Consider the following 24902-nt stretch of genomic DNA (forward strand, 5'->3'; position numbering starts at 1 on the left):
GTCGGCGGCCGTTGCGCGTCGGTGAGGCATGTTCCCTCACCGACGGAGGGGCGGTCAGCCCCAGGCCTTCAGCAGAGCATCCGGCTGCCAGCACGCAGCCAGATGCTCGCGCGCTCCCTCCGTCGGCGGAGTACGGGTGACGGCGACCAGCTCAGCCCTCTCCGCCCCTGGGACATGACGGGCGTGTTCGCGGAGTTCAGCGAGGTCGCGTACGTCGAAGGGCGCGTCGTCCCGCCACTTCACCGATCCGACGAAGCGCACAGCGGCGGCCACCGGCTCACTGTCGGCGCCGATCAGATCCACTTCCGGGTTGTTCTGGCGGTTCCACCAGCCACCCACCTCGGACACCTCCGGAAAGGTGTCGTCGGGGAGCAGCCTCACCAGTGCTTCCCGCACGACCGGTTCGATCGCGCGCCCGCGCCAAGACGGCCAGGACTTCTCGATCCGGGTGAGCGACTGGGCGCCTCGCCCCCGCTCTGCCTGAGCGACCGCGTTCTCCAGGTGGGCAAGCCAGAAACGGAGGTAGGTGTCGGCGATGCGGTACCGCTTCAGTTTGGGAGCCGGCTGAGTGGAGAGCGGCATGTCGACGGCCACGATCTTCTTGGCATCGGTGAGTTCGGTCAGTATCGGGGCGAGGGTCCCATGGGCGAGCGGCTGACCTCCGCTGCCGCCGGTACGGGCCGCGATCCCGGAGAAGGTCCGCTCCCCGGAGCCGATGGCCCGCAACACCCGGCCCGCCTGCAGCCGGGCCGGGAACTCCGCCGCAAGCGAGCGCTCCCCCGTGGTCAGCAACACCGAGGACGGATCCTCCAACTGCCGTTCGAGATAGGCGGACAACGACTCCCCCGGCCGCCAGCCCGTGACGACCTCCGGGAATCCGCCCGTGACGAGGTAGGCATCCAGAGCGGATGCCGCGTCCAGTCCAGTGACATCACGGATGTCTGCGGGGTTGAGGGGACCGACCGTATACTGCCCGGCCCGCCCGTAGAACGGATGGTCGTAGGAGGTGAGCCGGTCCATCATCGCCAGGTCGGAGCCAAGCAGCAGGAGCAGCACGGGCCGGGCGGACAGATGCATGTCCCAGGCTGTCTTGAGCGCGGCGTCGAACCCGGGGTCGGCTTCCGCAAGCCAGGGCACCTCGTCCAGTACGAGGATCGACGGCCCCTGGGCCGGCAACGCGGCGGCGACGGCGGCGAGTGATCGCGCCCAGTCCGCGGGGGGCACGGCATGGGCCAGTGCCTGAGCATGTTCACGCAGCCCTTCTCCCTCAGCCAGGGCATCGAACAGCGCCTGCCTGGCCAGCGGCGCGGGCTGGCTCCTGGTCGCCTGGAAGAAGGCGTACGGCACCCCGGACTGCGCACAGAACTCCTGCACCAACCGCGTCTTCCCGATCCTCCGTCGCCCCTTGAGGACCAGTGCCTGCCCCAGGCTCCCGCCGGACGGCGAGCGGACCTTGTCGAGCCAGGAGTCGAGGATGCGCAGTTCGCGCCGGCGGCCGGTGAATGCCATGGGCGGCTCCAAAAGTAGGATTCGAGCAAAGTTGGGACCATTCCTACTTTACCTCGGCGGTCGCGATGCCGCGCACACCGAGGCTTCGGATCGCAGCCGGCGCCGGTGGGGTACTCCGCACGTATCCAGGGCCCTCAGCCCTTGCTCCAGCTCCAGCTCCAGCTCCAGCCCAACGTCACCGCTACTCGGGTACGCCGTCAGGCTCGGGGAGGTAAGACCGACACAGGAGGCCCTGAGCAGCCACTACCAGCATGCGCCCAGGGACCCGGAGACCACGCCCGGTGGATCAGCGGCACCTCACAGACCACTCAGCAAGCCCGTTCCTCGCGCCGCTCGTCCGGGAGGGCCGCACGGATGTCGGGGATGCTGTTGGGGACCTCGATGGCTACGCCGTTGACGACAGCCTTGAGCGGTTCGGCCATCGTTGCCCTCCCTGAGGACCGTGGTTCGCCGGGCTCACAGTGATGCATCGAGGCGGCTTCTCGTACGACGTCCAGCTCGGCCCACACCGATTTGCCGACGGCTCGCTCGCACACGCCCCACCGGTCGGCGACCTCCCGCACGATGAGCAGGCCTCGTCCGAACATGTCATCGTCCGATGCGTGGCGTGGGATTGGCAGTAACTCACCCTTGGGGTCGGAGACATCGATGCGCAACGCGCGCTCGGTGAGGGTGAGTTCGACACGGAAGAGGCGGTCGCGAAGGCATCCGTGGAGGACTGCGTTGCCGCCGAGTTCGGAGACCAAGAGGGCGGCGTCGGCGGCGAGTTCGGGGTGGCCCCATTCGGCGAGGAGGCGGTGGGCTCGGCGGCGGGCGAGGGTGACGCTTTTGGGGAACGGGGTGTAGTCGAGGCGGTCGCGTTGAAGGACGCCATCGGGTTGCCGAGGCTCTTGGGGGACGGCCATGCCAGTCACCTCCGGGCAGGGGCGAGCTGCACCAGACATCCACTGGCACCGCTCTGCGATCGGTTCACAACGGAAGGTAGCGGCGCGAACTCAATCCATTCAACCTCTACCCGGAAGATATCCACCGAACGTGTTTGCCAGACCGATCTCGCACCCAGCAAACTGACCGCGCACAGCGCCGAAGGAGCAGCTAGTGACAGCAGGTCAGGCACGTCAAGGCAACAGCACGACCAGCGTCTTGGGACGCAGGCTCGGAACAGAACTCCTCAAGCTCCGCACGGCGGCCGGCCTCACCCAGCCGCAGGCCGCCAATGCACTGTCGGCTTCAACTGCGAAGGTCGCCAAGATGGAGGGTGGCTGGGTTCCCGTACGCGATCCGGACATCCGGGCGCTGTGCGAGTTGTACGGGGTACATGATCCCGCCACCGTGGGCGGACTACTGGAGCTGGCCAAGGTCGACCGCGAACGCCGCAAGGCAAAGGGGTGGTGGGACGACTACCCGCTCCCCGGCATCATGCAGGAGTACATGGCGCTGGAGAGCGCTGCGACGACCATCAAGGCATGGCAACCGGCGTTCGTCCCAGGGCTGCTCCAAACGCCAGAGTATGTACGGGCATTGAGGGAAAGTCCCGCGGCGCAGGTAGCCAAGGGGACCGTACCGGACGAGGAGTTCATCGAGACTCGGCTCACTCGCAGGCAACGCCTCGTAGGTGACCCGGCACTCGCGTTCCAGGTGGTGATCTACGAAGCGGTTCTTCGCAACTTCCCGGGCGGCGCGGCGACAGCGCGGGGTCAGCTCGAAGACCTGACGAAGACCGCCGACCTGCCGAACGTCAGTCTCCGGGTCTTCCCCTTCACCTCCGGCACGCACTCGGGCCTCAACGGCTCGTTCAACATCCTCTCGTTCGCTGCCCCCGGAGCCATGGACGTCGTCTACGTCGAAGGGCCCTTCGCTCAGCGCTGGTTGGAGGGAGGAGACGCCGCAGCCTCCTACGATGAGCTGTTCGAGCGGATCACCGAACGCTCCCTTGATGAACGGGAGTCGGTGTCCTTCCTCCACAAGCTGCGCAAGGATCTGTGAGACCGTGCCTGACTTCGAGTACCGCAAGTCCAACTACAGCGACGAAGCCGCCGAGTGCGTCGAGATAGCGACCAACGTCCCCACCACCGTCGCTATACGCGACTCCAAGGACCCCGACGGCGCTTCCCTCCAACTCCGAGCAACCACCTGGGGTTTCTTCCAGGCAGCCCTCCTTGAGGGAAAGCTGTAGCCACAGCCCCTCAAGACGGCTCTATCCGGTGAAGGGGTCTTCCAGCGTCGGGATGCAAGGAGACAACAACGCCTCCGTGTGCAGTGTGATCGCGCCCCGCGCGAGTCTCAGCACGCGTACCTCGTTCTCATGGCCCGGATCCTCGTCATCACGAATATGAAGGAGTCCGTAGGAGCCAGGAGCAACCGCCGCCACATGCTCGAACAGACCGACAACATCAGGCGACGAGCGGTGATTGGAATGGCCTCCGAGGTGGATGAACGCCTCGCCGTTCATCCACCTGAGGTCAAGGAGGTAGGGGCTCGCCATCTGGGCGATACGAGGCTGAAGCTCATCGACGATCTGCCGCAGCCGGATCTCATCATCGTCATCAACTGCGGTCTCTCTGACGGTGATCCAGCCGTGGTATTCGAACACACCACGATCCTACTGAGTTCAGCTGTGCGTCACTGATCCGCATCGGCAAGCCGTTGCAACACTTCCTCGATGGTGAAGCTCCACCCCACGAGACGGGGTCCGGACCAGTTGACGCCGATGAGCAGACCGCCGCGGCGCGCGGCCGGTAGTTCACCAGCACGCCAGGCGCCCAGGGTCATCGACTCCATCCACAGACCCTGGCCCCAGATGTCGCGGGCCGAAGACGACCAGAAGGGCAGGCTGCGTCGGCCATCAGCGCCCAGGGGCGCGGGGCTACCGTCGCCGTCCCGGACAAACCAGACCGTCTCCGTCTGACGGACATCTCGAAAGAAGGCCGCCGCCTGTGCACCGCTTTGACTCATGACAGCGGGAGCGTAGCGCGGCCCGCCTCATTCCGCTGAGAGCTCTACCAATGGCTGAGGCGCCATGAGTTGGTGATTGGCGATGTAGATAGTCACTGGCAGACGTGCTGCGGTAGCGGTTGAATGCCTTGGTGAGCGGCTACTGGACTCCCGCCCATCACGCGGTCGAGCACGAGGATGCGGAAACCTTGGCCCGGTTGCTGGCCGACGGCGCCAATCCCAATGAGGTCTTCAGCAACATGACGCTGCTGACGCACGCGATCGACGTCGAGGGCGATGGCTCCCTGCAGACCGGCTGGCCATTGACCGTGCACACCACTGCTGTGCTGCTGGCTTTCGGGGCTGATCCTGAGCTCGCAGATCCAGACGGCCACAGCCCCCTGGACATGGCCAATGACTACGGTCACGTCCTGGCGGTGAAGCTGCTGCGCGCCCACATCAGCGGGCGAGGCGCCCGGTAACAGATGAGGGTGCAGGCGACTCTCGTTAAGACAGGGAACCGTTCGGCCTTGCGCCCGTAGCGATGCTGGAGACAGCGGCAACCGGCGAGCCAGGACGTTGGGTCGGCCACGCGACTTCAGACAGTGCAAATCTACTGGGAAACCGGTCCAAAATACACGAAGCCGCCTTTTGAAACTGGCCTGCTGCCTGATCGCCCACCGATGGATCGACTCGCTGTACCGACCGTCGAAGGCGAACGGCCGATTACCATCGCTCACTTCAGCGACTCAGAACTCTCGCCCTGCCCATAAACCCCGGCGTGGGAACCTTCGACTCCACTACGATAGAGGGCGATGGGCATGTGGATGCGGCCATGAGCTTCTACTCCAATACGAGTTGACCTTTCTCGCTCAGTGACAGCGACTCGTCTAGGGTCAGAAATCGGCACTCGCCAGTCTGAAGAGATGCAAACACAGGAGTGATCCCCACAGCTGATTCTCCACGCCCTTCAAGGAAGGATTTCAAGTTACAAAGAAACACAATCCCTTCATCAAAATTGAAATGAATCCCGCCCTCGATGCCCAATCCCTCGCCGTCCTCGGTGTCCACCGATTCCAGGAAGGAGCGCGCCCGATTACGCAATTCATCGATCTTCACACTCGCCACCCCCGTCCTCATGTTCGACCATCAAGGAAGATCACATCGCCTCATCATTTGTGAGGTTGAACGCGTGCGATGATACCTCGCGCCCCGCAGCATCGGTCTTGGTATCGACAAATATACCTAGCCCTCATCACCATTCTTCGAAATATCGCCGACGCTACTGGCCAGGGATCTGCCGTGAAATTCCTCCCAGATAGCTTCTCAATGGGCCGTCGACACTAACTCCCTAGTCCCATTCAGAGAGGCAACCGCAAGCGACGTCACCAGGTGAGGGGCCCACTCTCAGTAGAGCGTAGACGATCAAGGTATTCTCTACCCCATCCGATAAAGTCGTCATCATTGTCGATCACGCAGGGCCACCGGTCACACATCGCGGCCACAACCATCACCGCGACTTCTATCGTTCGATAGTCGATAATGAAGCCAACCCACTCTCCGATGAGTCCGCTGACAAGAGCAAGCTCATCCGGCTCGTACTCCCTCTCGAGCTCGCCGTCCGAGTCTCGCCCGATCCACGCGATCGACCCTCCACTGGACACCGTAACCCGGTTGTCCCGGAATTCCACTTGCATTCCGGATTCAGACAGCTGGTCGCGTACATCCTCCGAGGTCACGCTGCGTGGCACGCAGACGATCAGCGAATTCATGGCGCCACACTGCCAAACAGATCGTCCAGTGATGTCACGCCAATTACTCCACGACTACTCAGTTCCGCTGATCCACTCTCTCATGGCTGCAATCACCATATCCCCGATGAGATTCCAGCTCGGCGGCTCGGGGAACCTCTTCTCCGTTCCGCTCGAACCATCCAGGACAGCTGTTGAGCCAAGCGGCCCAGGCGGGGATGAAGGCAGGCAGGGAGTCGTTCTCCCAGCCTTCCGGATTCGCCGCGAGGTCCTCGGCAGCCAGGCGCAGAAAGGCGCCTAGGTCGTCTCTCGTACGCACTTCTCGTACGCGCGTCTCGCACACTTTCAGCCAGACCCGCCACCGTCCAACCCTCACCATGATCGAAATTCCATCGTTCCGCGTTGGGAATTCCACGCTTCGTTCTCCAACTCGGCGGCCGTGGCCAGTTTGTCCTCGCTTCCCCCGGCTCCCCTGAAACACGACAAACCACCCCCACCTCTCGACCAAAGCGATTGGGCCCCTGCAGCCGCAAAGGCGGCACCCCGATGCATGAGGAGCGCCGCCTTCGTCGTATCAGTCCATTCCGCCGTTCAGACCACTTCCTCAGTGACCTCGAAGGCGACCGGGACCCTCTTGCGGATCACATCCCATACGGGATCCCGCAGCACGCTGTCGAACCACACGGCGAAGGAGGTAACGCCGTCGCGAAACCACCAGGAGTCGGGGCTCTTGAGCTGGTCCAGTTCGGCGTCGTAGTGGTACTGATACTCGAACTGGACTTGGACGTACTCCTCCACGGAGCCCTCCTCTCCCACTCCCAACTGCCGTGTGATCCCCAGGACGAACGTGGGCTCCGGGAACCAGTTCGCGTGACCGTACTGGAAGAGGAAACCGTCCGTTTCGTCGCCCGCCGGGACCTCGAACTCCACCTGCTCGAAGCGACGCACTGCCTCGGCCAGGTCAGGGACTTCGGGAATCGCCGCGGAGGTTACAGACAGGAGCACCCTCAGGGCGACCTCACGAGCGTGGTCAACAGGCTGCTTCATGGTCGAACCCTCTCATGGCCAGTACCCGCCCTCCAGTTGTCTGCGCATGTGGCCGAGCACATCGATCGCTTCGCTGCGGTTCCGTGCCCCGTCCATCATGGTGTTGACGTAGTTGAAGTATGCGTTGGTGTGGATCCTCGAATGCACGGACATATTGTTCGGGTTCACGGACTTAGAGCTCGTTGGCAGATACACCCCGTTGACCGCGTCGTTGAAGTTGATGCCGTATTTGGCCATCACGGCCCGCGCGGGAGCGGCCTTTTTCGATGTGCTCGCCACGATGTGATGCGCGGAAGTCTCCGCCGGACGGCTGATACGGGCCTTGGTCATGTTGTTGGCAAGGATCTGCGCGTTCGAGGCGGTGGTGGGGGGTACCTTCGCGCCGCCAGGCTTGCCTTTGCCCAGAGGCGCCCCCAAGCTCCCCACCGCCGCGCCGAGGCCGGCCGAGTTGGAGTCGGGGTCGAGGCCGTGCTCCTCCCCCCAGGTCCGGTAGCGGTCGGCCAGGCACTTGCCCTCGACGATGCAGGCGGGGGTGTAGAGGGCGCTGGTGTAGTCGAGGAGGGTGGCGAAGGGCAGGCCGAGACCGAAGAGGAAGTTGTCAATCCAGCCAGCACCAGAGTGGCCTTCCCCGTTCACCCCGCCACCAGTATTTTGGTCAACATCGGCCGGCCCAGCGACTACACCGGTCCCGGAATCCGTAGTGCTGAAAGTGTCATCGGAGCTGCTGCCGTCGGCCGTGCCCCCGGTGTTTCCGCCTCCGTAATTGCAGGTGTAGTAGCAGCCGCCTTCGCGGGTTCCGCCCGCCGGGATACCCGGTGTCGAACTCTGGCCGCCGCCACCGCCGCCGGGGCGGGGTTCGTTGTGGCCCGTGCCGTCGTCGAGCCACAAGCCCGTGGGGTCGCTGAAAGTGGTCGGGTTGTTTCCGGCGTAGCTGTAGCCGTTGAGGGTTTGGTGGCGGTCGGGGGTGAGGAGTGGGTCGACGCTGATGAACTGGCCCGTTTTCGGGTCGTATTCGCGGGCGCCGATGTGGGTGAGGCCGGTGGTGGTGTCCTCGGGTTTGCCGAGGAAGCCCTTGTCGTCCGGCCACGGGCCGAAGAGCGTGGTGCCTCGGGGAGCGCCGAATGGCGTGGTATAGCGCTTGGTGATGGCCCACGTCGTCGCGTCGAGGACGACGCTTGCCGTGCCGTGAGGGTCGGCGGCCAGGAAGGAGAGCTTGGTGGTGCTCGTGCCGGCTGTGGCCGTGCGGACGGCAATGGTCTTGCCGCCTGCTGAGTAATACCGGGTGCCGGTCAGGGTTTTCGTGCTGCCCTTGACCGTCAGGCGCACTTCGGTGTCGCCGAGGTAGAGGATCGTGTCGCCATCTCCGGTGGCGCGACGGATGAGGAGATTGCCGTCGGCGTCGTAGATGTAGCCGGTCTTCTTGGTGCCTTCGGTGAGGCCGGAGAGCTTGCCTTCGCTGTTCCAGGCGAGGGTCTGTGTGCCGGTGGTCCCCGGGCGCTTGGTCGTGTTGCCCGTCTTGTCGTACGTGTACGTGGCGCTCTTGGCGCCGGTGGTGTGGTCCAGGGGGTGAGGCTGGCCGTTGGCCGTGCCGTAGACGTAGTCGGTCGTCTGCTTGGTGGTGGTCAGGTTCTGCGTCTCGGTGTCGCGCTGCCCGGAGGTCGTGTAGGTGTACGAGGTCCAGTACGGGGCCGCGCCGCCGAGGTTGGCCGTGGTGCGGCCGGTGGCGGCGCAGTCGGCGGTCTTGGGGGTCCAGGCTTCGGTCATGCGACGGTAGCCGTCGTAGGAGAAGCACTGGTTGTCGGCCTGGCCGGTGCCGCCGAGGGTGCTGGCGTCCTTGATGGAGGTGACGTTGCCCGCGTCGTCCTGGGTGAACGTGAGGTCCTGTGGCATGTAGCTGTGCGTGTCGTCGGTGATGTAGGACCGGGTCAGGCGGCGGGTGCCTTGCTCGTACCTGTAGTTGAGATATGCCTTCCTCGCCGAGTCGGTGTCGTCCATGCCCAGCGTGAGCTTGGTCAGGTCGCCGAGTTCGGAGTAGGCGGCGCCCAGGAGGTAGCCGGTCTTGCCGTTGAGGGTTTTCGGGTTGCCGAGGTTGTCGAAGGTGGTACTGATGCCTTCCGTGGCAAGGCCCGCAACGGCAGGGTCGCCGATGAGGGACAGCTGGTTGGCAGCGTTGTAGGTGGCGGTGAAGTTCAGCGTCGGTGGGACACCGGCATCGACGAGCGCGTCGCTCTCCGGGAGGATCAGCGAGGTACCCGTGGCGTTGTAAAGGCCGTCGAACTTCGTGATCTTCTTGACGTACGCCTGACCGCCGCTACCACCGACATAGCGCGTGGCAGTGTCCTGCTGGCCCTTGGCGACCTGGTCGTAGTCCCAGTGGGCGAGCTTGTTGGCGGCGGTCTTGTCGGTCTGCCACTGGTCGGTCTTGCGCCCGAGCAAGTCGTACGCGTAGATCAGCTTGTTGTTCTCCGTGTCCTGCGTCCACTCGACTTGGTCGAGGTTGTTGTAGTGGGTGTTGGTCGTGCCCGAGTCGGGGTCAGTGGTGCTGGTCTTGCGGCCGAAGAGGTCGCAGGCGTAGGACCAGACACTGCTGTCGTGAGCGGTGAGGGTCTTCTGCTGTCCGGCGGGCGTGTAGGTGTAGCGGGTGTGGTTGTAGGAGCCGGTGCCGTTGGGCTCGGCGTATTCGCGGGTTTCGGTCGTCTGGCCCAGGGCGTTGGTCAGAGTTGCGGTGGCCTGGCCGCCCGCGGGAGCCGTCTGGATGACGCGGTCACCCTGGTACTTGGTGGTCGTCGTCCAGCGCTTGACTCCCTTCACCTTTGTCTCGCTGGTAACAGGGCGGGCGGCACCGTCGTAGGTGGTGTCCACCTGTAGGGGGGCCTCGCCGCCCTCGACCGTGGCCGGGTTGTCCCCGGACGGAGCGTTGTTGGCGTCCCAAATATCCGCCATGGTCGAGTTGGCCAGGCCGCGGGTGTCGTACTGGGTCAAGCTGACGATGCGGCCGCCTGCCGGCGAGGGGGACTGCGTTTCACGGGCCCGCAGCAGCGAGTCGTAGATGGTGTACGTGGTGGTGTATCCCGACGCGGTCGGCGTGAGGGTGCTCGTCGAAACCCAGGACGCGGTGTCCTTCGACAGGTGGTACTCGTACTTGAAGTTCGGTGTGGCTCCGGCCAGGCGCAGGCGGTTGGGCAGCCAGACGTCGGTGACGCGTCCGAGGCTGTCGTACGTGGTCTCGGTGGCCTTCGAGTTGGGATCGGTGACCTTGGTTGCCGTACCTGTCGCGAAGTCGATGACGCTCTTGGTGGCGTAGTCCTTCGCGTCGTACACCGTTGTGGCGGTAAGTGGGCCGGTGGTTTCCGGGGTGTACGTGGTCTTGCTGGCTTGCGCGTCGTTGGTGTCTTTGACGACCAGGGGTCGGCCCAGAGTGTCGAACGTCGTAGTGCTGACCTTCTGCCAAGTCGGCTGATCGTTCGCGTCGTAACCGCTCGCGCGGCCGGTCCACTTCGGCTCACCCCGCGTGGGTGACTGGCTTGAGGTCCAAGCCGTCGTGGCGTCGTAGGTGACAGCGGTGTCGGAGATGACGTCACCTGCGGATGCGGAGTTGGCAGGCAGGTTGAGTGCGCTGTCTGCTGTGGCGCAGGGGTCGGCGGTGGTGCGCGTGCGGGAGACCAGGGATGTCAGACCCGCGGACGCGTTGCGGGCGTACCAGGTGCGAGTGCAGGTCTCATCGCCGGTGGCGGCGTCGTCGCCCTTGTCCTCCACGGTCTGCGCCATGCCGTAGTCGTCGTAGGTCGTGACGGTCGTCCTCGTGCGGTCGACCGGAGTGCTGCCGCTGGTGATGCGGGTGCGGGTGTGGGAGGCGCCGGTGCGGACGTAGTACGCCTCGGTGTCGGCGTACGACTTGTGCTGAGTGGCGGTCCTGCGCGACCAGGGGTCATTGATCGTGCCGGTGACTTCGTCGGCCCCGTTGTAGGTGACCGTCTCCCGAGTGAAGCCCGCGTACTGGTCGGCGTCGGCGATGGCCGCGGCCTTGATGCCCGTGATCTCAGCGTTTCTGCGGGCGTCCGGGTCGAGCGTCTTGCCGTCGGCCTTCAGCAGGCGATCGCCGTTCATACCGCGCATGTAGACGGTGACGGTCTTGCTCCGTGGGCCGGCGGCGGGACCGGTGAGGTGGGTGACCTTCGCGAAGCCGCGCCAGATGGACCAGGTGCGCTCCTTCTCGGGGGTCATGGGGTCGTCGTTGTAGTGCCAAGCCCCGCTGCTGGATGGGTACTCGTAGGTGTCGGTGATGGTGCCGGAGGCGCCAGTCTCGTCGGTGGTGTTGACGGCGATCACGGGGTACTTCTGGAACCAGTCCAGAATGGGATCGACATCTCCCCCGTTCGGCCTCCAGTAGACGGGGTAGCAAGTGCTCTTGTTCTGGTCAGGGCGGGGCCTTGCCTGGCCGGCGACGCAGCCCGCCTCGGCGTAGGTGACGGCGGTCTTGGCTCCTGTCTCCGTCACGATGCCGGTCAGGCGCGGCTTGGCGAGGGGCAGGATGTTGTCGGATTCGCCGTCGACGCGGTTGGTGAGGAATTCGCTGGCGAAGGTGATCGGCTCGGTCGACAGGGGCGTGCCGTGCTCACCGGTGTGGCGGATGGACTGCAACACGAGGGACTGGTCGCCGGAATCGCCGGTCTCACCGGCCTCTTGGTAGTTCTGCGTGAGCTTCCAGGAGTCCACAGCCTCGAAGTCGGCGGTCGGGGTGAGAGCCGCGTTCCACGCGTAGGTGGTGATGCCGGTGAGTCTCTTGCGGGTCACCTTCTCGGCCGTGAACGGCCGAGCTTGTGTACTCGGTCGTTCACACCTTGTCGCGCTCCCGACTGCCCCCTACGACAGGACGGTCACGGGTCGCATCTCCCCACCATCCGGCCTGTTCAGGCTGGTGCGGGGACGGGTGCGGTGACGAACACCCACGCCGAGCGTGCGCGGTTGCGCACGTTGACCCCGGCGACGTGGTCGGCAGGCCCAGCGAGGCCGCACCGACGACAGGAGAAACGGTCCCGGGTGGGCCGGTTGGCCCGCTCGGTGTGCCCGCAGCGCGGGCAGTGCTGCGAGGTGTAGGCCGGATCCACTTCTACAAACGGCACCCCGGCCCGGCGGGCCTTGTAAGCGAGGTGCTGTCCGAGCTGGTGGAACGGCCAGGAAGACAAGGTGCCCCGCTGGTCGCGGCGAAGCCGTACCCGGTCCCGGATCCCGTCGAGCTCCTCGACGGCAATCCCACGACCGGTGCGTTGCGCGACGGACACAATCTCCTTCGAAATCCGGTGGTTCACATGGGTGGCATGACACTGCTCCTTCTTCGCCCGGCGAGCCAGGCGGCGGGTGGCCGAACGGCTCTGCTTTGCCTGGAGTTCGGCGCGTTTACGGGCCTGCCAGCGCCGGTAGCGGTTCAGCCGACGGCCCTGGTAGTTGGCGCCGTCACTGGTGCTGGCGAGATTGACGATGCCACGGTCCACCCCGATCCAGTCACTCGGCTCATACACCTCGGGATCGGGAAGGTCGCAGGTCGCGATCAAAAACCACTTCCCGCCCCGCTGGACCAGATCGGACTCGCCCTTGCGGTACTCGGCCAGCACCTTGAGCTGGTCCGACGAGCCGGTGTAGCGGATGCCGCGCATCCGCCCATCCACCGTCCAGATCGACACCGTGCGCGCGTCCATCTGCCAGGACAGGCACCGGTCGTCGAACGGCTGCGCCGCCTCGGGCCGGAAAGTGACCGGCGAACCGACCGCCTTGCGGTACCGCTTCGACCCCGGACCGCCCAGCCGCCCGGCCTGCAGGCTCGCCCCGAGCGCACCGTAGGCGTCCACGACCTTCTTCACCACCCGCACCGCGGGCTGCGCCGACAGCCCGAACGTGGCCTTGATGTCCGCGTAGACCAGCTTCTGCAGCCCGTTGCGGTCCTTCACGCCCGTCTCGAAGGCGGTCCGGGACACGTGGTCGGCGGCCCGGTTGCAGGCACGCAAGGTCGCCTCCAGCGCCGCCGCCTGCTCCGGCGACGGCAACAGCTTCATTTGCACCACCAGCTTCACAGCCCCAAACCTAGGCAGCACCTCGCACACCCGGGCGAACTTCGCACTCATTCACCCACCCTCGCGACCATCCAGCACGCGCGTGCGAATTCGCCGCTCCGCTGGACAGTCATGCGGGCACTCCGCGCCCGGCCAGGGACGCGGTGACGCCCCGCGTCACCGGTTCGAGATGCGATTCCTCCCCGACCTGAACGCCGGGACATCCTCGCAAGAATCAGGGGAAGGTGCTCGAGGAGCCACCGGTCGGCCAGGTGGATGAGGCCGACAGCGGCCTGGCCTTGTAGCCGCCGTCGTCCGACTTGGTGCCTGCTGCGAGGGCGAGCACCATGGTCTGGCCATCGGCTGCCGCAGAGCTGAAAGCGAGGTGGGTGCGGAGCCTCTCTCCACTGCGGTCAATGGCGACGCAGATCATGCGGCGATTTTCGGTCGAGCGTTCAAGCAGCGAAACAATCGACCATCTATCTGAATCCAAGAACGTGATAACCACAGGCATACGCAGGGAACTTCTGGCGCTCGGGGCAACGCGGTCACGTCGGCCGTAATGCCGGAAGCGGACCAATGAGTGACACCGCCCCAGCCCCACTACCCCGCATACGCCCGCCGCCCCCGCCCCTCCCGCAACGCCCTCCCCCACCACACCAACTGATCCAGCATCCCCTTCGCCGCCGCATCCGCCGCGGACGGATCCTTCAGGCGTCCGTCGTCGCCGAAGGACGCCCCCGCGTTGTGGAAGGACACCGTGTCCCGGATCGTCACGGCGTGGAGTTCGGCGAAGACCTGGCGGAGGTGTTCCACCGCGCGCAGGCCGCCTGCCAGGCCGCCGTACGAGACGAGGGCCACCGGCTTGGCGCGCCATTCGGTGTAGTGCCAGTCGATGAGGTTCTTGAGGCCGGCCGGGTAAGAGTGGTTGTACTCGGGGGTCAGGACGACGAACGCGTCGGCGGCCGCCAGTTTCGGGGTGACCGTGGACAGTTCGGCGGTGGCCTGCGGGGTCGGGGCGAGAGATGTCGGGAGGGAGATCTCGGCTACGTCGACGACCTGGGGGATCAGGTCGTCCCGGTCCCGGAGGCGAGCGAGCAGCCAGTCGGCGACGACGGGGCCGAAGCGGCCGTGGCGGTTGCTGCCGATGACCAGGGTCAGGTTCAGGGGAGCGTTCGGAGTTGTTTTCGTCTGCATGCCGCCCACCCTCGTATCTCAACCTAACTTGAGGTCAAGGTCCGGCTGCCCGGCGTCTTCGTGTCACCCGTTCACAGCCCCGCCCCGCCTCCTTCCGGTTCTTTACCGAAGGCCGCCCCGCACACACCGGTGACCTGCCGAAATGCCGGCCCAGGGGGCCCTAGGGCGACCCTCACCGCGCCCATTCACCCCACTCCCCCCGCCCGCTCAGGAAGCGCGCTCGGCGTCCTCCCTTTTTCCTCGGAAGGGAAACCACCGCTGATCTCGAGGGAGCACCGAATGCGACGTACCGCCCGCCTGCTGTCCGGTGCCGCACTCGCCCTAGCCGCCGCGGGCCTCGGCAGCGGGCCCGCGGACGCCGCGGACGCCGCGGACGCCGCGGACGCCGCGGACGCCGCGGACGCCGGGAGTCTGGAGGTGTTTCCGTCCTCTGTCGTGCCGGGCGGCCAGGTCTCGGTGAACACGACGGCATGCGGCGATACGGGCACGGCGGCGGGGGACGCCAGCGCGGTCGGCGCCGGTTCGTTCACGCTCGCGCCGAGCACCCACAAGGGCAACGCCATCGGGCAGTTCAAGGTGCCGCCGAGCGCGCAGCCGGGGACGTACGAGATCGTCGCGACCTGTGCCGAGGACGGGAAGCGGGTGACCGGTGACCTGGTGGTGACGCTGACGGCGCCCCGTGAGCAGGTGTACCCGAGAGGAAGCGTGAAGACGGGGGTCGGCGGCGCCCTGGGCCCCGATCCCGTGCAGACCGCGGCCGGCATCGCGGCTCTTGCCGTCGCCGCCGCGGGCGGTACCTGGCTCCTGCATCGCCGGGCGAGAGGCGACGGGATCTGACGGACACCCTCCGCTGTCCGTCCGCCGGTACCGCACGTCCCCTCCCCCTCCGGGTCCGACGCCCCTCGCGGCCCGGAGGGGGATCGGGGCCAGCCGGCTTCAGGGGGTCGTTTTACGGGGTCGCTTCAGGAGGTCGTATGCGCAGGTCGGGCAAAGCCGTCATAGCCAACGCCTCCATAGCCAACGCCGCGATAGCGGCCGTGACCCTCACCGCCCTGTGCACCGGCGCCTGGCTGCTCAGCAGCGGCACCCAGCCGCACAACACCCCTCCGCAGCCCTCCGCCCAGGAAGCACAGCAAGCACAGGAAGCACAGGAAGCACACGCCGACGCGTCCGTACGGCACTCCGCCCTACCCGCCACCCCCGCCCTGCCCCCCTCCCCACCCGACCGCATCCGCATCCCATCCCTCCGCGTGGACGCCCCCCTCATGGGCCTCGGGCTCACCAAGACCGGCAGTCTCGACGTCCCGCCGGCCGGGCAGCGGAACCTCGCCGGCTGGTACGAGGCCGGCACCACCCCGGGCGAGACGGGCACCGCCATCGTCGCGGGCCACGTCGACAACGCCGACGGACCCGCCGTCTTCTACGGCCTCGGCGCCCTGAAGCGGGGCAGCACGGTGGAGGTGGACCGGCGCGACGGCGGGATCGCCGTGTTCACCGTGGACGCCGTCGAGGTGTACGACGCGAAGGACTTCCCCGACGAGAAGGTGTACGGGGCGGCGAACCGGCCCGAGCTACGGGTGATCACCTGCGGCGGGGGCTACTCACGGGCGACGGGATATCAGGGGAACGTGGTCGTCTTCGCGCATCTGACGGGCAGCCGCTGACTCCCTGCCCCTCGCACTCAAGGCAGTGCCCACCGCCTGCCTCCCCGGCCGTGAGCTGCTGAAAGCCGCCCCCTCCAGCCCGCCCCGCCCCCGCTTCGTAGACGATGGTGGCCGCACGGATACCGCACGGATACCGCACGGATACCGCTGGTTCGGGCACCCGTACCGGCCCCGCCTCACAGTCCGCGACCCGCGCACCGTCCGAACCCTCACACACACCCCCGGCCTCCGCTGAGGGCAGCGTTCCTCACGGGAAACAGACGTGATGCGGCCGGGTAACACCGGCACCGCACGCTCAAGGGCATGACCTCGAATACGCGTGTGGTGGTGATCGGCGCCGGCCTCGCGGGCGTACGTCTCGCCCGGCGGCTCGGTGAGCTCGGCACGCCCGTGACGCTGATCGGCGAGGAGGAGCACAGGCCGTACAACCGGGTGCTGCTCGCCGAGGTGCTGGCCGGCCGGTACGCCCCCGAGGTGATCGCCCTGCCCTCTCCCACCGGTCTCGTCCGGGCCCGGGTCACCGGGATCGACCGTGCCGGGCGGCAGGTGGAGTGCGCGGACGGCACGAAGATCCCCTACGACACGCTGGTCCTGGCCACCGGCTCCAACCCGGTGCTCCCACCGCTGCGCGGACTGTTCACCCCCGAGCACGAGCTGCCCGAGGGCGTGCACGCGTTCCGGACCATGGACGACTGCCTCGGCCTGTCCAAGGCGGTACGGCCGGGTGTGCGCGCGGTCGTCATCGGCGGCGGGCTCCTCGGGGTCTCCGCGGCCCGGGCACTCGCCATGCGCGGCGCCCAGGTCATGCTCGCCCAGCAGTCCGAGCGGCTCATGGAGCGCCAGCTCGACCCGAACGCCTCGGGGCTGGTGCTGCGGCACCTCAAGGATCTCGGCGTCGAGGTCCACACCGAGTGCCGCGTGCGCGACGTGCGCTGCGTCGGCGGCGCGGTCCGCTCGGTGGAGATGGCCGACGGATACGCCCTCGACGCCGACCTCGTCGTCCTGGCCTGCGGGGTCCACCCGCGTGTGGGCCTCGCCCAGATCGCCGGACTCGCGGTGCGCAAGGGCGTCATCGTGGACGACGAACTGCGGACGTCCGACCCGCACATCCGGGCGATCGGCGACTGCTCCCAGCACGACGGCGTCCTGTACGGGCTCGCCACTCCGGCCCTCGAACAGGCCGACGCACTGGCCGAGATGCTGGCGGGGAAGGCGGGCGCCCGCTACACCGGCACCCGTTCGCTGACCCGGCTCACGCTGAACGGGACGGACGCGTTCGACCTCGCCGCGTTCGGCGAGACCGTGCCGCTGCCGGGCGACGACGTCGTCCAGCTCGCCGACGCCACCCGCGGCACCTACCGCAAGGTCGTCGTCCGCGACGACCGCGTGGTCGGCGGCGTACTGGTCGGCGAACTCGGCACCGTGGGCGCCCTCGCCCGCGCCTGGGAGGGAGCAGAGCCGCTTCCCGCCGACGGCGCCCCCCTGCTCCACCTGCTCACCAACGATGGAGGCTCCTGATGACCGCCACCCTGGGGGCCACCCCCACGATCGTGCTCGTCGGCCATGGCATGGTCGGCCAGCGCTTCCTCGAAGCGCTGGCCGAGCGCGGCCTGACCGCCACGCACCGCGTGGTCGTGCTGTGCGAGGAGCCGCGCCCCGCGTACGACCGCGTCGGCCTCACCTCGTACTTCTCGGGGAAGACGCCCGAGGACCTGTCGATGACAGACATGGAGTTCATCGAGAAGCACTCGATCGAGCTGCGCGTCGGCGACCCGGCCGTCTCCGTGGACCGCGAGGCGAAGAAGGTCACGGCCAGGTCCGGTGAGGTCTTCGAGTACGACACCCTCGTCCTCGCCACCGGCTCCTTCCCCTTCGTGCCGCCCGTCCCCAACAAGGACGCCACCGGCTGCTTCGTCTACCGCACGATCGAGGATCTGCTCGCGATCGAGGAGTACGCGAAGACGGCCACGACCGGCGCGGTCGTCGGCGGCGGTCTGCTCGGCCTGGAGGCGGCGGGCGCGCTGCAGGGCCTCGGGCTCACCTCCCACATCGTGGAGTTCGCGCCCCGGCTGATGCCCGTCCAGGTGGACGACGGCGGCGGCGCGGCGCTGCTGCGCACGATCGAGGACATGGGCCTGAGCGTCCACACGGGCGTCGGCACGCAGGAGATCGTGGTCGACGCGGACGGCGCCGTGACCGGCATGAAGCTGTCCGACGGCTCCGAACTCGCCACCGACCTGGTCGTGTTCAGCGCCGGTGTCCGCCCCCGCGACCAGCTGGCCCGCGACTGCGGTCTGACGGTCGGCGAGCGCGGCGGCATCACGGTCGACGAGCAGTGCCGTACGGTCTCCGACCCGCACGTCTTCGCGATCGGCGAGTGCGCGCTGGCGTCCGACGGCCGGGTCTACGGCCTGGTGGCGCCGGGCTACGAGCAGGCGGAGACGGCCGCCGCGACCATCGCGCGGGACGAGGCGGAGTTCACCGGCGCCGACCTCTCCACCAAGCTGAAGCTGCTCGGCGTGGACGTGGCGTCCTTCGGTGACGCGCACGGCTCCACCGACGACTGCCTCGACGTCGTCTACTCCGACTCCCGCGCGGGCCTGTACAAGAAGCTCGTCATCGGCCGCGACGGCACCCTGCTCGGCGGCATCCTGATCGGCGACGCGGACGCGTACGGCACCCTTCGCGCGCTGACCGGCTCGGTCCCGCCGATCGCACCCGAGTCGCTGGTCCTGCCGGCCGGCGCGAGCGGCGGCGCCCAGCTCGGCCCGTCCGCGCTGCCGGACGACGCGGTCATCTGTTCCTGCCACAACGTCTCCAAGGGCACGATCCGCGGCGCGGTCACCGACCACCAGTGCACGACCGTGCCCGAGGTGAAGAAGTGCACCAAGGCCGGTACGGGCTGCGGCAGTTGCGTCAAGGTGCTCGGCCAGCTGGTCACCGCGGAGCTGGAGGCCAGCGGTGTCGAGGTCGACAAGGGCCTGTGCGGCTGCTTCTCGCAGACCCGCGAGGAGTTGTACGAGATCGTCCTCGCCCTGCGCATCAACACCTACCAGGATCTGCTGGACCGTTACGGCCGCGAGGACGCCCGGGGCGGCGACGGCTGCGAGATCTGCAAGCCGGCGGTGGCGTCGATCATCGCCTCCCTCGCCCCGACGATCGGCGCGAGCGGCTACGTCCTCGACGGCGAGCAGGCGGCCCTCCAGGACAGCAACGACCACTTCCTCGCCAACCTCCAGAAGAACGGCTCGTACTCGGTCGTCCCGCGCATCCCCGGCGGTGAGATCACCCCGGAGGGCCTGATCGTCATCGGCGAGATCGCCCGCGACTTCGGCCTCTACACGAAGATCACCGGCGGCCAGCGCATCGACATGTTCGGCGCACGGGTCGAGCAACTCCCGCTGATCTGGACGAGGTTGGTGGACGCCGGCTTCGAGTCCGGCCACGCCTACGGCAAGTCCCTGCGCACGGTGAAGTCCTGCGTCGGCCAGACCTGGTGCCGCTACGGCGTCCAGGACTCCGTCCGCATGGCGATCGACCTGGAGCTGCGCTACCGGGGGCTCAGGTCCCCCCACAAGCTGAAGTCCGCGGTCTCGGGGTGCGCCCGCGAGTGCGCGGAGGCCCAGTCGAAGGACTTCGGCGTGATCGCCACGTCCAACGGCTGGAACCTGTACGTCGCCGGCAACGGCGGCGCGACCCCGCGCCACGCGGACCTGCTCGCGCAGGATCTGACCGACGCCGAGCTGATCAAACTGATCGACCGTTTCCTGATGTTCTACATCCGCACCGCCGACCGCCTGGAGCGCACGTCGACGTGGCTGGAGCGGATCCCGGGCGGCCTGGACCACGTACGCGATGTGGTCGTCGAGGACTCCCTCGGTATCTGCGAGGAGCTGGAGACGCTGATGGCCGCACACGTCGCCAACTACCGCGACGAGTGGTCCGACACCATCAACGACCCGGAGAAGCTCGCCCGGTTCGTGTCCTTCGTGAACGCGCCGGACACCCCCGACCCCGTCGTCGGCTTCGTCCCCGAGCGCGACCAGATCAAGCCCGACCTGCCGTTGCTGTCCATCGGCCTGCGCCCCGCCGATGACGTCCTGGAAGGAAGCGCCCAGCGATGACCCTGGCCCCCGAGACGACCGATCTGTTGGTCCAACTCCGCCTCGACGACAGCTGGTTCACCGTCTGCGACCTGAACGTCCTGCTGCCGGGCCGCGGCGTGGCCGCCCTGCTGCCCGACGGCCGGCAGGCAGCCCTCTTCCGCGACCGGGCCGGCAACCTCTACGCCATCGACAACCGCGACCCGTTCGTCGGCGCGGCCGTCCTCTCCCGCGGCCTGATCGGCTCCCACCAGGGCCGCCCCTTCGTCGCCTCCCCGCTGCTGAAGCAGCGCTTCGACCTGGAGAGCGGGCAGTGCCTGGACGACGACACGGTGCGGATCACCGCGTACGAGGTGCGTACCGCTGACGTCGGCGCTCCTACGACCGACGGCTGAGACGAAGGCCGACCGCACCGGCCGGCCTTCCGCGTCTCACTCGCAGCCGACGCCGTCGCCGTCCCGGTCGAGGTGGCGGCCGTAACCGGGATCGCCGACCCGCACGGGCGCGGCACCGGCGGCGCGGGCCGCGTCGCAGTTGCCGTAGTAGACGCTGCCTGAGCCGCCGCCGTCACCGGATCCGGCGTCCGCGTCGGCGGCGGGCCGGGCCGTGACGGTGACGGTCTCAGTGACCTCGACGGTCTTCGTCGCGGTCACGGTGGGCGCCGCTTCGGGCTCCGCCGTCTCCGTGGCGGTCGCGGTCGCCGTCGCCGTGACAGTGACGGTCGGCTGTGGCTTGGCGGACGTGGGCTGCGCCTGGTCCGTCGTCGTGCCCTGGCCGCTGTTGCCTATCCCGACGCCGATGAACAGCGCCACGGCGAGCGCCGGCAGGACGTACCGCTTCCTGGCCCACTTGGGCGTGGGCGTGGGCCTGGAGGCCGGCGGCTGCGGCGGCCAGGGCGGTGTGGTGTACGCGTTGCTCATGCTTGCTCATCCCCCCGAAGGTGTTACGTGAGGGGATGACCGTATTGCCGCGCTCTCGCTTGTGAAGGTTAAGTGACCATCTTGTGATGCATCGGTGGTCGACTGCTCAGGCCTTCAACCCTTCGTACGTCACCCTGGTCAACCGCTCCGACGCCTCCCAAAGGCGTTCCCCCGCCCGGTTGTTGAGCGTCCAGGGGGCGCGCCAGGCCCGGCCCGGTGCGCCTCGCCAGCCCGCGAGTGACGGGCCGGTGAAGGAGTCGGGGGTCGCGTCGGGGGCGGTGGCGGCGTAGAGGGTGGGCAGGGCGCCGGTGGTGGCGGGCTGGGCGAAGATGCGGTTGCCGAGGAGCATGAACCGTTCGCTGAGCTTGCTGCCCGCCATTCGGGGGCCTGCGGTCTGGAGGTTGGTCTCGGCGTAACCGGGGTGCGCGGCGGCGGCCAGGAGGTCCGCGCCGGCGGCCGCCGCCCTGCGGGCCAGCTCGTGTGTGAAGAGCAGGTTGGCCGTCTTGGATCGGGCGTAGGCGATCCAACGGCTGTAGCGGCGCTCGCTGTTGAGGTCGTCGATGTCGATGTTGGACAGGGCGTGCATGGCGCTGGAGACGGTCACCACGCGCGCCCCGGGCGTGCCGAGCAGCACCGGCAGCAGCCGTCCCGTGAGCGCGAAGTGGCCCAGGTGATTGACCCCGAACTGCGTCTCGAAGCCGTCCGCCGTCGTCCCGTACGGCAGGGCCATCACCCCGGCGTTGTTGATCAGCAGATCGAGACGGTCGTACGGATACCAGGCCGCGAAATCCCGTACGGACCCCAGGTCCGCCAGGTCCAGCCGGCCGCACTCCACGTCCGAGCCCGGCGCTTCGGTGACCAGCCGGTCGCCGGCCTCGGTGCCGCGGGCCTCGCTGCGGCAGGCGAGCACCACACGGGCGCCCTTGCGGGCCAGCTCCCGCGCGGTGACGTAGCCGAGGCCGCTGTTGGCGCCGGTGACGACGGCGACGCGGCCGTGCTGATCGGGAATCTCCATCGTGTTCCAGCCGGCCATGGCCGAGCTCCCTCCGCTGACGGCTGGATTCAGCGTACGAGCGGTGGGCGGCCGGCGTAATCGGCCGGAAGGGGGCGTGTGTCCAGGTAGAACCATTCGGCTCCGGGGCCCGGGGCGGGCAGCGCGGCCGTGTCGGCGTCGGCGGGGGCGGGTTCGGTGGGGGTGGGAGCGGGGTCTGCCCCTCTCACCGGGCCCGGCATCAGCAGTTCCACCCGTGTGCCCGTCCCCCGCTGCTGGGCCGTGAACTCCTCGATCTGGTTGCGGCAGGCGTGGTCCAGATGGGTCACGCCGGTCAGATCGAGGCGGATCCTCGGCTTGCCCGACGCGGCGGCCGCCTCCAGCGCCTCGATGACCTGCGGCAGCCGCAGGAAGGTGGCGTTGCCGACCATGACGACCTTGGCGGTGTCCTCCTCGGTGTGCTGCCGGATCACCGTCTGCGACATGCGCAGCGCGGCCAGCACGATCCCGGCGCCGAGTCCGACGATCACGCCTTCGAGCAGCGCGGTCGCCACGATCACCAGCGTGGTCACCGTCATCACCACGAACTCGCCCCGGTCCTGCCGCCACATCTTCGGGAACTCCTCGGGCGCGAACAGCTTCCAGCCGCTGTGCACGAGGACCCCCGCGAGCACCGAGACCGGGATCAGGGCGAGGACCTGCGGCAGCAGCAGCGCGAACGCGAGCAGCCACAGGCCGTGCAGCGTGCGGGAGAGCCGGGTCTTCGCGCCGGCCTGGACGTTCGCCGAGCTGCGGGCGACGACCGCGGTGATCGGGAGCGCGCCCAGCAGCCCGGCGAGGGTGTTGCCGGCGCCCTGCGCCATGAGCTCCGTGTTGTAGCGGGTGCGCGGGCCGGTGTGCATCCGGTCCACGGCCGCCGCGGTGAACAGGCTCTCCGCGGAGGCGATGACCGTGAAGGTGAGGACGGACGTGATGATCGCCGCGTCGGCGAGGCCCGCGAACTGCCCGGCGCCCGGCGGCTGTATGGAGTCCAGCAGACTGCCGACCTGGAGGGTCTTCACCTCCACGCCGGGCAGTGCGGCGACCGCGATGCCGATGCCCACGGCGATCAGGGCGGCGGGGATCTTCCGCAGCGGCCCCGGCACCTTCTTCCACACGAAGCTGAGCACGATGGTGACGACCCCGAGCAGCGCGGCGATCATCGCCTGCCGGTCCGTCAGGATGTCGCCGAGCAGCCCCGGGATGCCGGCCATGTTCTCGATCGGGGTGCCGGGGGCCTTGGCGTCGGCCATCGGATAGGCCTGGCTGAACATCAGCGGCAGTCCGATGCCGGCCAGCATGCCCTGGATGACGGCGAGGGAGATCGCCTGGAACAACCGGCCGAGGCGTACCAGGCCGAGGATGATCTGCAGCAGCCCCGAGCACAGGACGATCACACCGAGCATGACCACGCCGTGCTCCGCGACGGTCTCCGCGACCAGTGCGGCGAGGCCTGCGGCGGGCCCGCTGACCTGGAGCGTGCTGCCTCGGAACGCGCCCACCACGAGGCCTCCGATGACGCCGGAGATGATGCCTAGCTCGGGCGGGACGCCGGATGCGACGGCCACGCCGATGCACAGGGGGAGGGCGACGAGGAAGACAACGAGGGAGGCGGTGATCTCGGTGCTGAGCGGTCCGCTGGGATTGCCCTTCGGGGTCGTCGGTCGGCTGCTGCGCCGTTGTGGCTGGTCGCGCCCACGCGGCGGTAGCCGCACATCGATTGCAGCCCCGCGCCCCTTTGGGGCGCTGCCTCGCACCGTTGGTTTTCGGCCCCGCGCATGCGCCCCGCTCATCCGGCGTGCACCCGGAAGCGGCCGTCGTCGTCCAGTTCGGCCACCCGGCCGGTGTGGACCTCGTAGTACCAGCCGTGCAGCCGCAGCCGGCCCGCGTCGAGCCGCTGCCGCACCACCGGGTAACTCCGCAGCGCGGCCAGCTGGTTGACGACGTTGCGCTGAACCACCTCCGGCAGCGACGGATCGTCGGACGGGCCGGCCAGCACCGATGCCAGCTCGGGGCGGGCCGTGCGGAGCCAGGCGTCCACGCCCGGCAGCGCGGTCAGGTCCTCGCCGGACATGAGCGCACCCATCGCCCCGCAGTGTGAGTGACCGCACACCACGATGTCCTGAACTCCGAGCACCTCCAGCGCGTATTCGACGGTGGCGGCCTCGCCACCGGCGCCGTGCTGCCCGTACGACGGCACGATATTGCCCGCGTTGCGCAACTCGAATATCTCTCCGGGGCGGGCTCCGGTGATGAGCGCCGGTATGACCCGGGAGTCCGAGCAGGTAATGAAGAGGACCTCGGGATTTTGCCCCTCGGCCAGTTTCCGGTATTCGCCGCTCTCGAAATCCACGTGTCGTTTGAACGAGCGGGCGCGGTCCAGCAACGCCTTCAACGGTGCCTCCTCGACTGGGAGTTCGGTCAGTGCACGACACCGTAGAGGGGCGATGGACAGAGGAAGGTTAAGCCAACACCAGAGCGCGGCCAGCAGCCGGACATTCTTTGTCACGGAGCCGGTGACACACGCGGAAATAGCAGCGGACAAACGCTTTCTGAGCGGCTGGTCACACTGTGCCGCATTCGCTCGACGCACGGTTGGCATCCCTCGTAACGTGTCAACTCCACGACACACCGAACGCATTGTCGTGATGTTGATACGCATTGTCGTGTTGTTGTCCGGATTCACGGAGAGACGGGACC

General features: G+C 67.8%; 23 protein-coding genes. 8 read left to right on the plus strand and 15 right to left on the minus strand.

Annotated features, from left to right (window positions below; translation table 11 throughout):
- Window positions 1-54: 54 nt before the first annotated feature.
- Together KCH48_RS14655 and KCH48_RS14660 are read right to left on the minus strand one after the other, a co-directional pair.
- Window positions 55-1509: an ATP-binding protein gene (locus KCH48_RS14655; protein WP_210574211.1), complete on the minus strand. Its 1455-nt coding sequence runs from the start codon at window positions 1507-1509 to the stop codon at window positions 55-57.
- Window positions 1510-1817: 308 nt separating this feature from the next.
- A complete protein-coding gene (locus KCH48_RS14660) occupies window positions 1818-2414 on the minus strand; it encodes an ATP-binding protein (RefSeq protein WP_210574213.1) in 597 nt (198 codons plus the stop codon).
- A 238-nt stretch (window positions 2415-2652) separates the two neighbouring features.
- On the opposite strand from KCH48_RS14660, the gene KCH48_RS14665 reads away from it, so the two are divergent.
- Both KCH48_RS14665 and KCH48_RS14670 read left to right on the plus strand, forming a co-directional pair.
- Window positions 2653-3495: a helix-turn-helix transcriptional regulator gene (locus KCH48_RS14665; protein ID WP_246885296.1), complete on the plus strand. Its 843-nt coding sequence runs from the start codon at window positions 2653-2655 to the stop codon at window positions 3493-3495.
- A gap of 4 nt (window positions 3496-3499) precedes the next feature.
- Complete coding sequence (locus KCH48_RS14670) at window positions 3500-3685, plus strand: DUF397 domain-containing protein (protein WP_210574217.1); 186 nt, start codon at window positions 3500-3502, stop codon at window positions 3683-3685.
- A gap of 21 nt (window positions 3686-3706) precedes the next feature.
- Here the strand turns inward: KCH48_RS14670 and KCH48_RS14675 are convergent, their stop codons facing one another.
- Together KCH48_RS14675 and KCH48_RS14680 are read right to left on the minus strand one after the other, a co-directional pair.
- Window positions 3707-4102, minus strand: a complete 396-nt coding sequence (locus tag KCH48_RS14675) for an Imm7 family immunity protein (RefSeq protein WP_210574224.1) — start codon at window positions 4100-4102, stop codon at window positions 3707-3709.
- Window positions 4103-4131: 29 nt separating this feature from the next.
- Entirely contained in the window at window positions 4132-4464 is a 333-nt protein-coding gene (locus KCH48_RS14680) for a DUF2750 domain-containing protein (protein WP_210574226.1), read from the minus strand.
- Between the two features lie 131 nt (window positions 4465-4595).
- On the opposite strand from KCH48_RS14680, the gene KCH48_RS14685 reads away from it, so the two are divergent.
- The gene (locus KCH48_RS14685; protein ID WP_210574232.1) at window positions 4596-4925 is read left to right on the plus strand and encodes an ankyrin repeat domain-containing protein; all 330 of its coding nucleotides are present in this window, start codon (window positions 4596-4598) and stop codon (window positions 4923-4925) included.
- A 361-nt stretch (window positions 4926-5286) separates the two neighbouring features.
- Here KCH48_RS14685 and KCH48_RS14690 read toward each other — a convergent pair whose 3' ends face one another.
- The 7 genes from KCH48_RS14690 to KCH48_RS14720 all read right to left on the minus strand — a co-directional run bounded on the left by KCH48_RS14690 (window position 5287) and on the right by KCH48_RS14720 (window position 14485).
- The gene (locus tag KCH48_RS14690) at window positions 5287-5562 is read right to left on the minus strand and encodes a hypothetical protein (protein ID WP_210574234.1); all 276 of its coding nucleotides are present in this window, start codon (window positions 5560-5562) and stop codon (window positions 5287-5289) included.
- Window positions 5563-5828: 266 nt separating this feature from the next.
- Window positions 5829-6215 (minus strand): hypothetical protein, encoded by a 387-nt coding sequence (locus tag KCH48_RS14695; protein ID WP_210574236.1) that lies wholly within the window; start codon window positions 6213-6215, stop codon window positions 5829-5831.
- 570 nt (window positions 6216-6785) lie between these two features.
- A complete protein-coding gene (locus tag KCH48_RS14700) occupies window positions 6786-7241 on the minus strand; it encodes a hypothetical protein (RefSeq protein WP_210574238.1) in 456 nt (151 codons plus the stop codon).
- A 12-nt stretch (window positions 7242-7253) separates the two neighbouring features.
- Window positions 7254-12035 carry an RHS repeat-associated core domain-containing protein gene (locus KCH48_RS43190; protein WP_210574240.1) on the minus strand — a complete coding sequence of 1594 codons (4782 nt, stop codon included), beginning with the start codon at window positions 12033-12035 and terminating at the stop codon, window positions 7254-7256.
- 116 nt (window positions 12036-12151) lie between these two features.
- A complete protein-coding gene (locus tag KCH48_RS14710; protein WP_307840885.1) occupies window positions 12152-13309 on the minus strand; it encodes a transposase in 1158 nt (385 codons plus the stop codon).
- A gap of 214 nt (window positions 13310-13523) precedes the next feature.
- Window positions 13524-13802, minus strand: coding sequence for a hypothetical protein (locus KCH48_RS14715; RefSeq protein WP_210574242.1), 279 nt, complete (start codon window positions 13800-13802; stop codon window positions 13524-13526).
- Between the two features lie 89 nt (window positions 13803-13891).
- Window positions 13892-14485 (minus strand): NADPH-dependent FMN reductase, encoded by a 594-nt coding sequence (locus KCH48_RS14720; protein ID WP_210574244.1) that lies wholly within the window; start codon window positions 14483-14485, stop codon window positions 13892-13894.
- Window positions 14486-14764: 279 nt separating this feature from the next.
- Between KCH48_RS14720 and KCH48_RS14725 the strand changes: the two genes are divergently transcribed.
- The 5 genes from KCH48_RS14725 to nirD all read left to right on the plus strand — a co-directional run bounded on the left by KCH48_RS14725 (window position 14765) and on the right by nirD (window position 20647).
- Window positions 14765-15322 carry a hypothetical protein gene (locus KCH48_RS14725; RefSeq protein ID WP_210574249.1) on the plus strand — a complete coding sequence of 186 codons (558 nt, stop codon included), beginning with the start codon at window positions 14765-14767 and terminating at the stop codon, window positions 15320-15322.
- A 137-nt stretch (window positions 15323-15459) separates the two neighbouring features.
- A complete protein-coding gene (locus KCH48_RS14730; protein ID WP_210574252.1) occupies window positions 15460-16149 on the plus strand; it encodes a class F sortase in 690 nt (229 codons plus the stop codon).
- Between the two features lie 303 nt (window positions 16150-16452).
- Window positions 16453-17667 (plus strand): NAD(P)/FAD-dependent oxidoreductase, encoded by a 1215-nt coding sequence (locus tag KCH48_RS14735; RefSeq protein WP_210574254.1) that lies wholly within the window; start codon window positions 16453-16455, stop codon window positions 17665-17667.
- Window positions 17667-20273 (plus strand): nitrite reductase large subunit NirB, encoded by a 2607-nt coding sequence (nirB, locus tag KCH48_RS14740; RefSeq protein WP_210574256.1) that lies wholly within the window; start codon window positions 17667-17669, stop codon window positions 20271-20273. The genes KCH48_RS14735 and nirB overlap by 1 nt, the downstream gene beginning before the upstream one ends.
- On the plus strand, window positions 20270-20647 hold the full coding sequence (nirD, locus tag KCH48_RS14745) for a nitrite reductase small subunit NirD (protein WP_210574258.1): 378 nt from the start codon (window positions 20270-20272) through the stop codon (window positions 20645-20647). The genes nirB and nirD overlap by 4 nt, the downstream gene beginning before the upstream one ends.
- A 36-nt stretch (window positions 20648-20683) precedes the next feature.
- On the opposite strand, the gene KCH48_RS14750 is transcribed toward nirD, so the two are convergent.
- From KCH48_RS14750 to KCH48_RS14765, 4 genes are all read right to left on the minus strand, one after another.
- A complete protein-coding gene (locus tag KCH48_RS14750; protein ID WP_210574260.1) occupies window positions 20684-21172 on the minus strand; it encodes an excalibur calcium-binding domain-containing protein in 489 nt (162 codons plus the stop codon).
- A gap of 106 nt (window positions 21173-21278) precedes the next feature.
- Window positions 21279-22205: an oxidoreductase gene (locus KCH48_RS14755; RefSeq protein WP_210574262.1), complete on the minus strand. Its 927-nt coding sequence runs from the start codon at window positions 22203-22205 to the stop codon at window positions 21279-21281.
- Window positions 22206-22234: 29 nt separating this feature from the next.
- A complete protein-coding gene (locus KCH48_RS14760; protein WP_210574264.1) occupies window positions 22235-23995 on the minus strand; it encodes a SulP family inorganic anion transporter in 1761 nt (586 codons plus the stop codon).
- Window positions 23992-24597, minus strand: a complete 606-nt coding sequence (locus tag KCH48_RS14765; protein WP_210574266.1) for a carbonic anhydrase — start codon at window positions 24595-24597, stop codon at window positions 23992-23994. Before KCH48_RS14765 ends, KCH48_RS14760 begins: the two co-directional genes overlap by 4 nt.
- Window positions 24598-24902 lie beyond the last annotated feature (305 nt).

The sequence above is a fragment of the Streptomyces sp. GESEQ-4 genome (assembly GCF_017948455.1).
Classification (GTDB): Bacteria; Actinomycetota; Actinomycetes; order Streptomycetales; family Streptomycetaceae; genus Streptomyces.

Coding starts and splice junctions, on each gene's coding strand:
- KCH48_RS14750 (WP_210574260.1), bottom strand. CDS start 21,172: ATGAGCAACGCGTACACCACACCGCCCTGGCCGCCGCAGCCGCCGGCC.
- KCH48_RS14695 (WP_210574236.1), bottom strand. CDS start 6,215: ATGAATTCGCTGATCGTCTGCGTGCCACGCAGCGTGACCTCGGAGGAT.
- KCH48_RS14735 (WP_210574254.1), top strand. CDS start 16,453: ATGACCTCGAATACGCGTGTGGTGGTGATCGGCGCCGGCCTCGCGGGC.
- nirD (WP_210574258.1), top strand. CDS start 20,270: ATGACCCTGGCCCCCGAGACGACCGATCTGTTGGTCCAACTCCGCCTC.
- KCH48_RS14680 (WP_210574226.1), bottom strand. CDS start 4,464: ATGAGTCAAAGCGGTGCACAGGCGGCGGCCTTCTTTCGAGATGTCCGT.
- KCH48_RS14720 (WP_210574244.1), bottom strand. CDS start 14,485: ATGCAGACGAAAACAACTCCGAACGCTCCCCTGAACCTGACCCTGGTC.
- nirB (WP_210574256.1), top strand. CDS start 17,667: ATGACCGCCACCCTGGGGGCCACCCCCACGATCGTGCTCGTCGGCCAT.
- KCH48_RS14730 (WP_210574252.1), top strand. CDS start 15,460: ATGCGCAGGTCGGGCAAAGCCGTCATAGCCAACGCCTCCATAGCCAAC.
- KCH48_RS14715 (WP_210574242.1), bottom strand. CDS start 13,802: ATGCCTGTGGTTATCACGTTCTTGGATTCAGATAGATGGTCGATTGTT.
- KCH48_RS14755 (WP_210574262.1), bottom strand. CDS start 22,205: ATGGCCGGCTGGAACACGATGGAGATTCCCGATCAGCACGGCCGCGTC.
- KCH48_RS14655 (WP_210574211.1), bottom strand. CDS start 1,509: ATGGCATTCACCGGCCGCCGGCGCGAACTGCGCATCCTCGACTCCTGG.
- KCH48_RS14660 (WP_210574213.1), bottom strand. CDS start 2,414: ATGGCCGTCCCCCAAGAGCCTCGGCAACCCGATGGCGTCCTTCAACGC.
- KCH48_RS14700 (WP_210574238.1), bottom strand. CDS start 7,241: ATGAAGCAGCCTGTTGACCACGCTCGTGAGGTCGCCCTGAGGGTGCTC.
- KCH48_RS14725 (WP_210574249.1), top strand. CDS start 14,765: ATGCGACGTACCGCCCGCCTGCTGTCCGGTGCCGCACTCGCCCTAGCC.
- KCH48_RS14760 (WP_210574264.1), bottom strand. CDS start 23,995: ATGAGCGGGGCGCATGCGCGGGGCCGAAAACCAACGGTGCGAGGCAGC.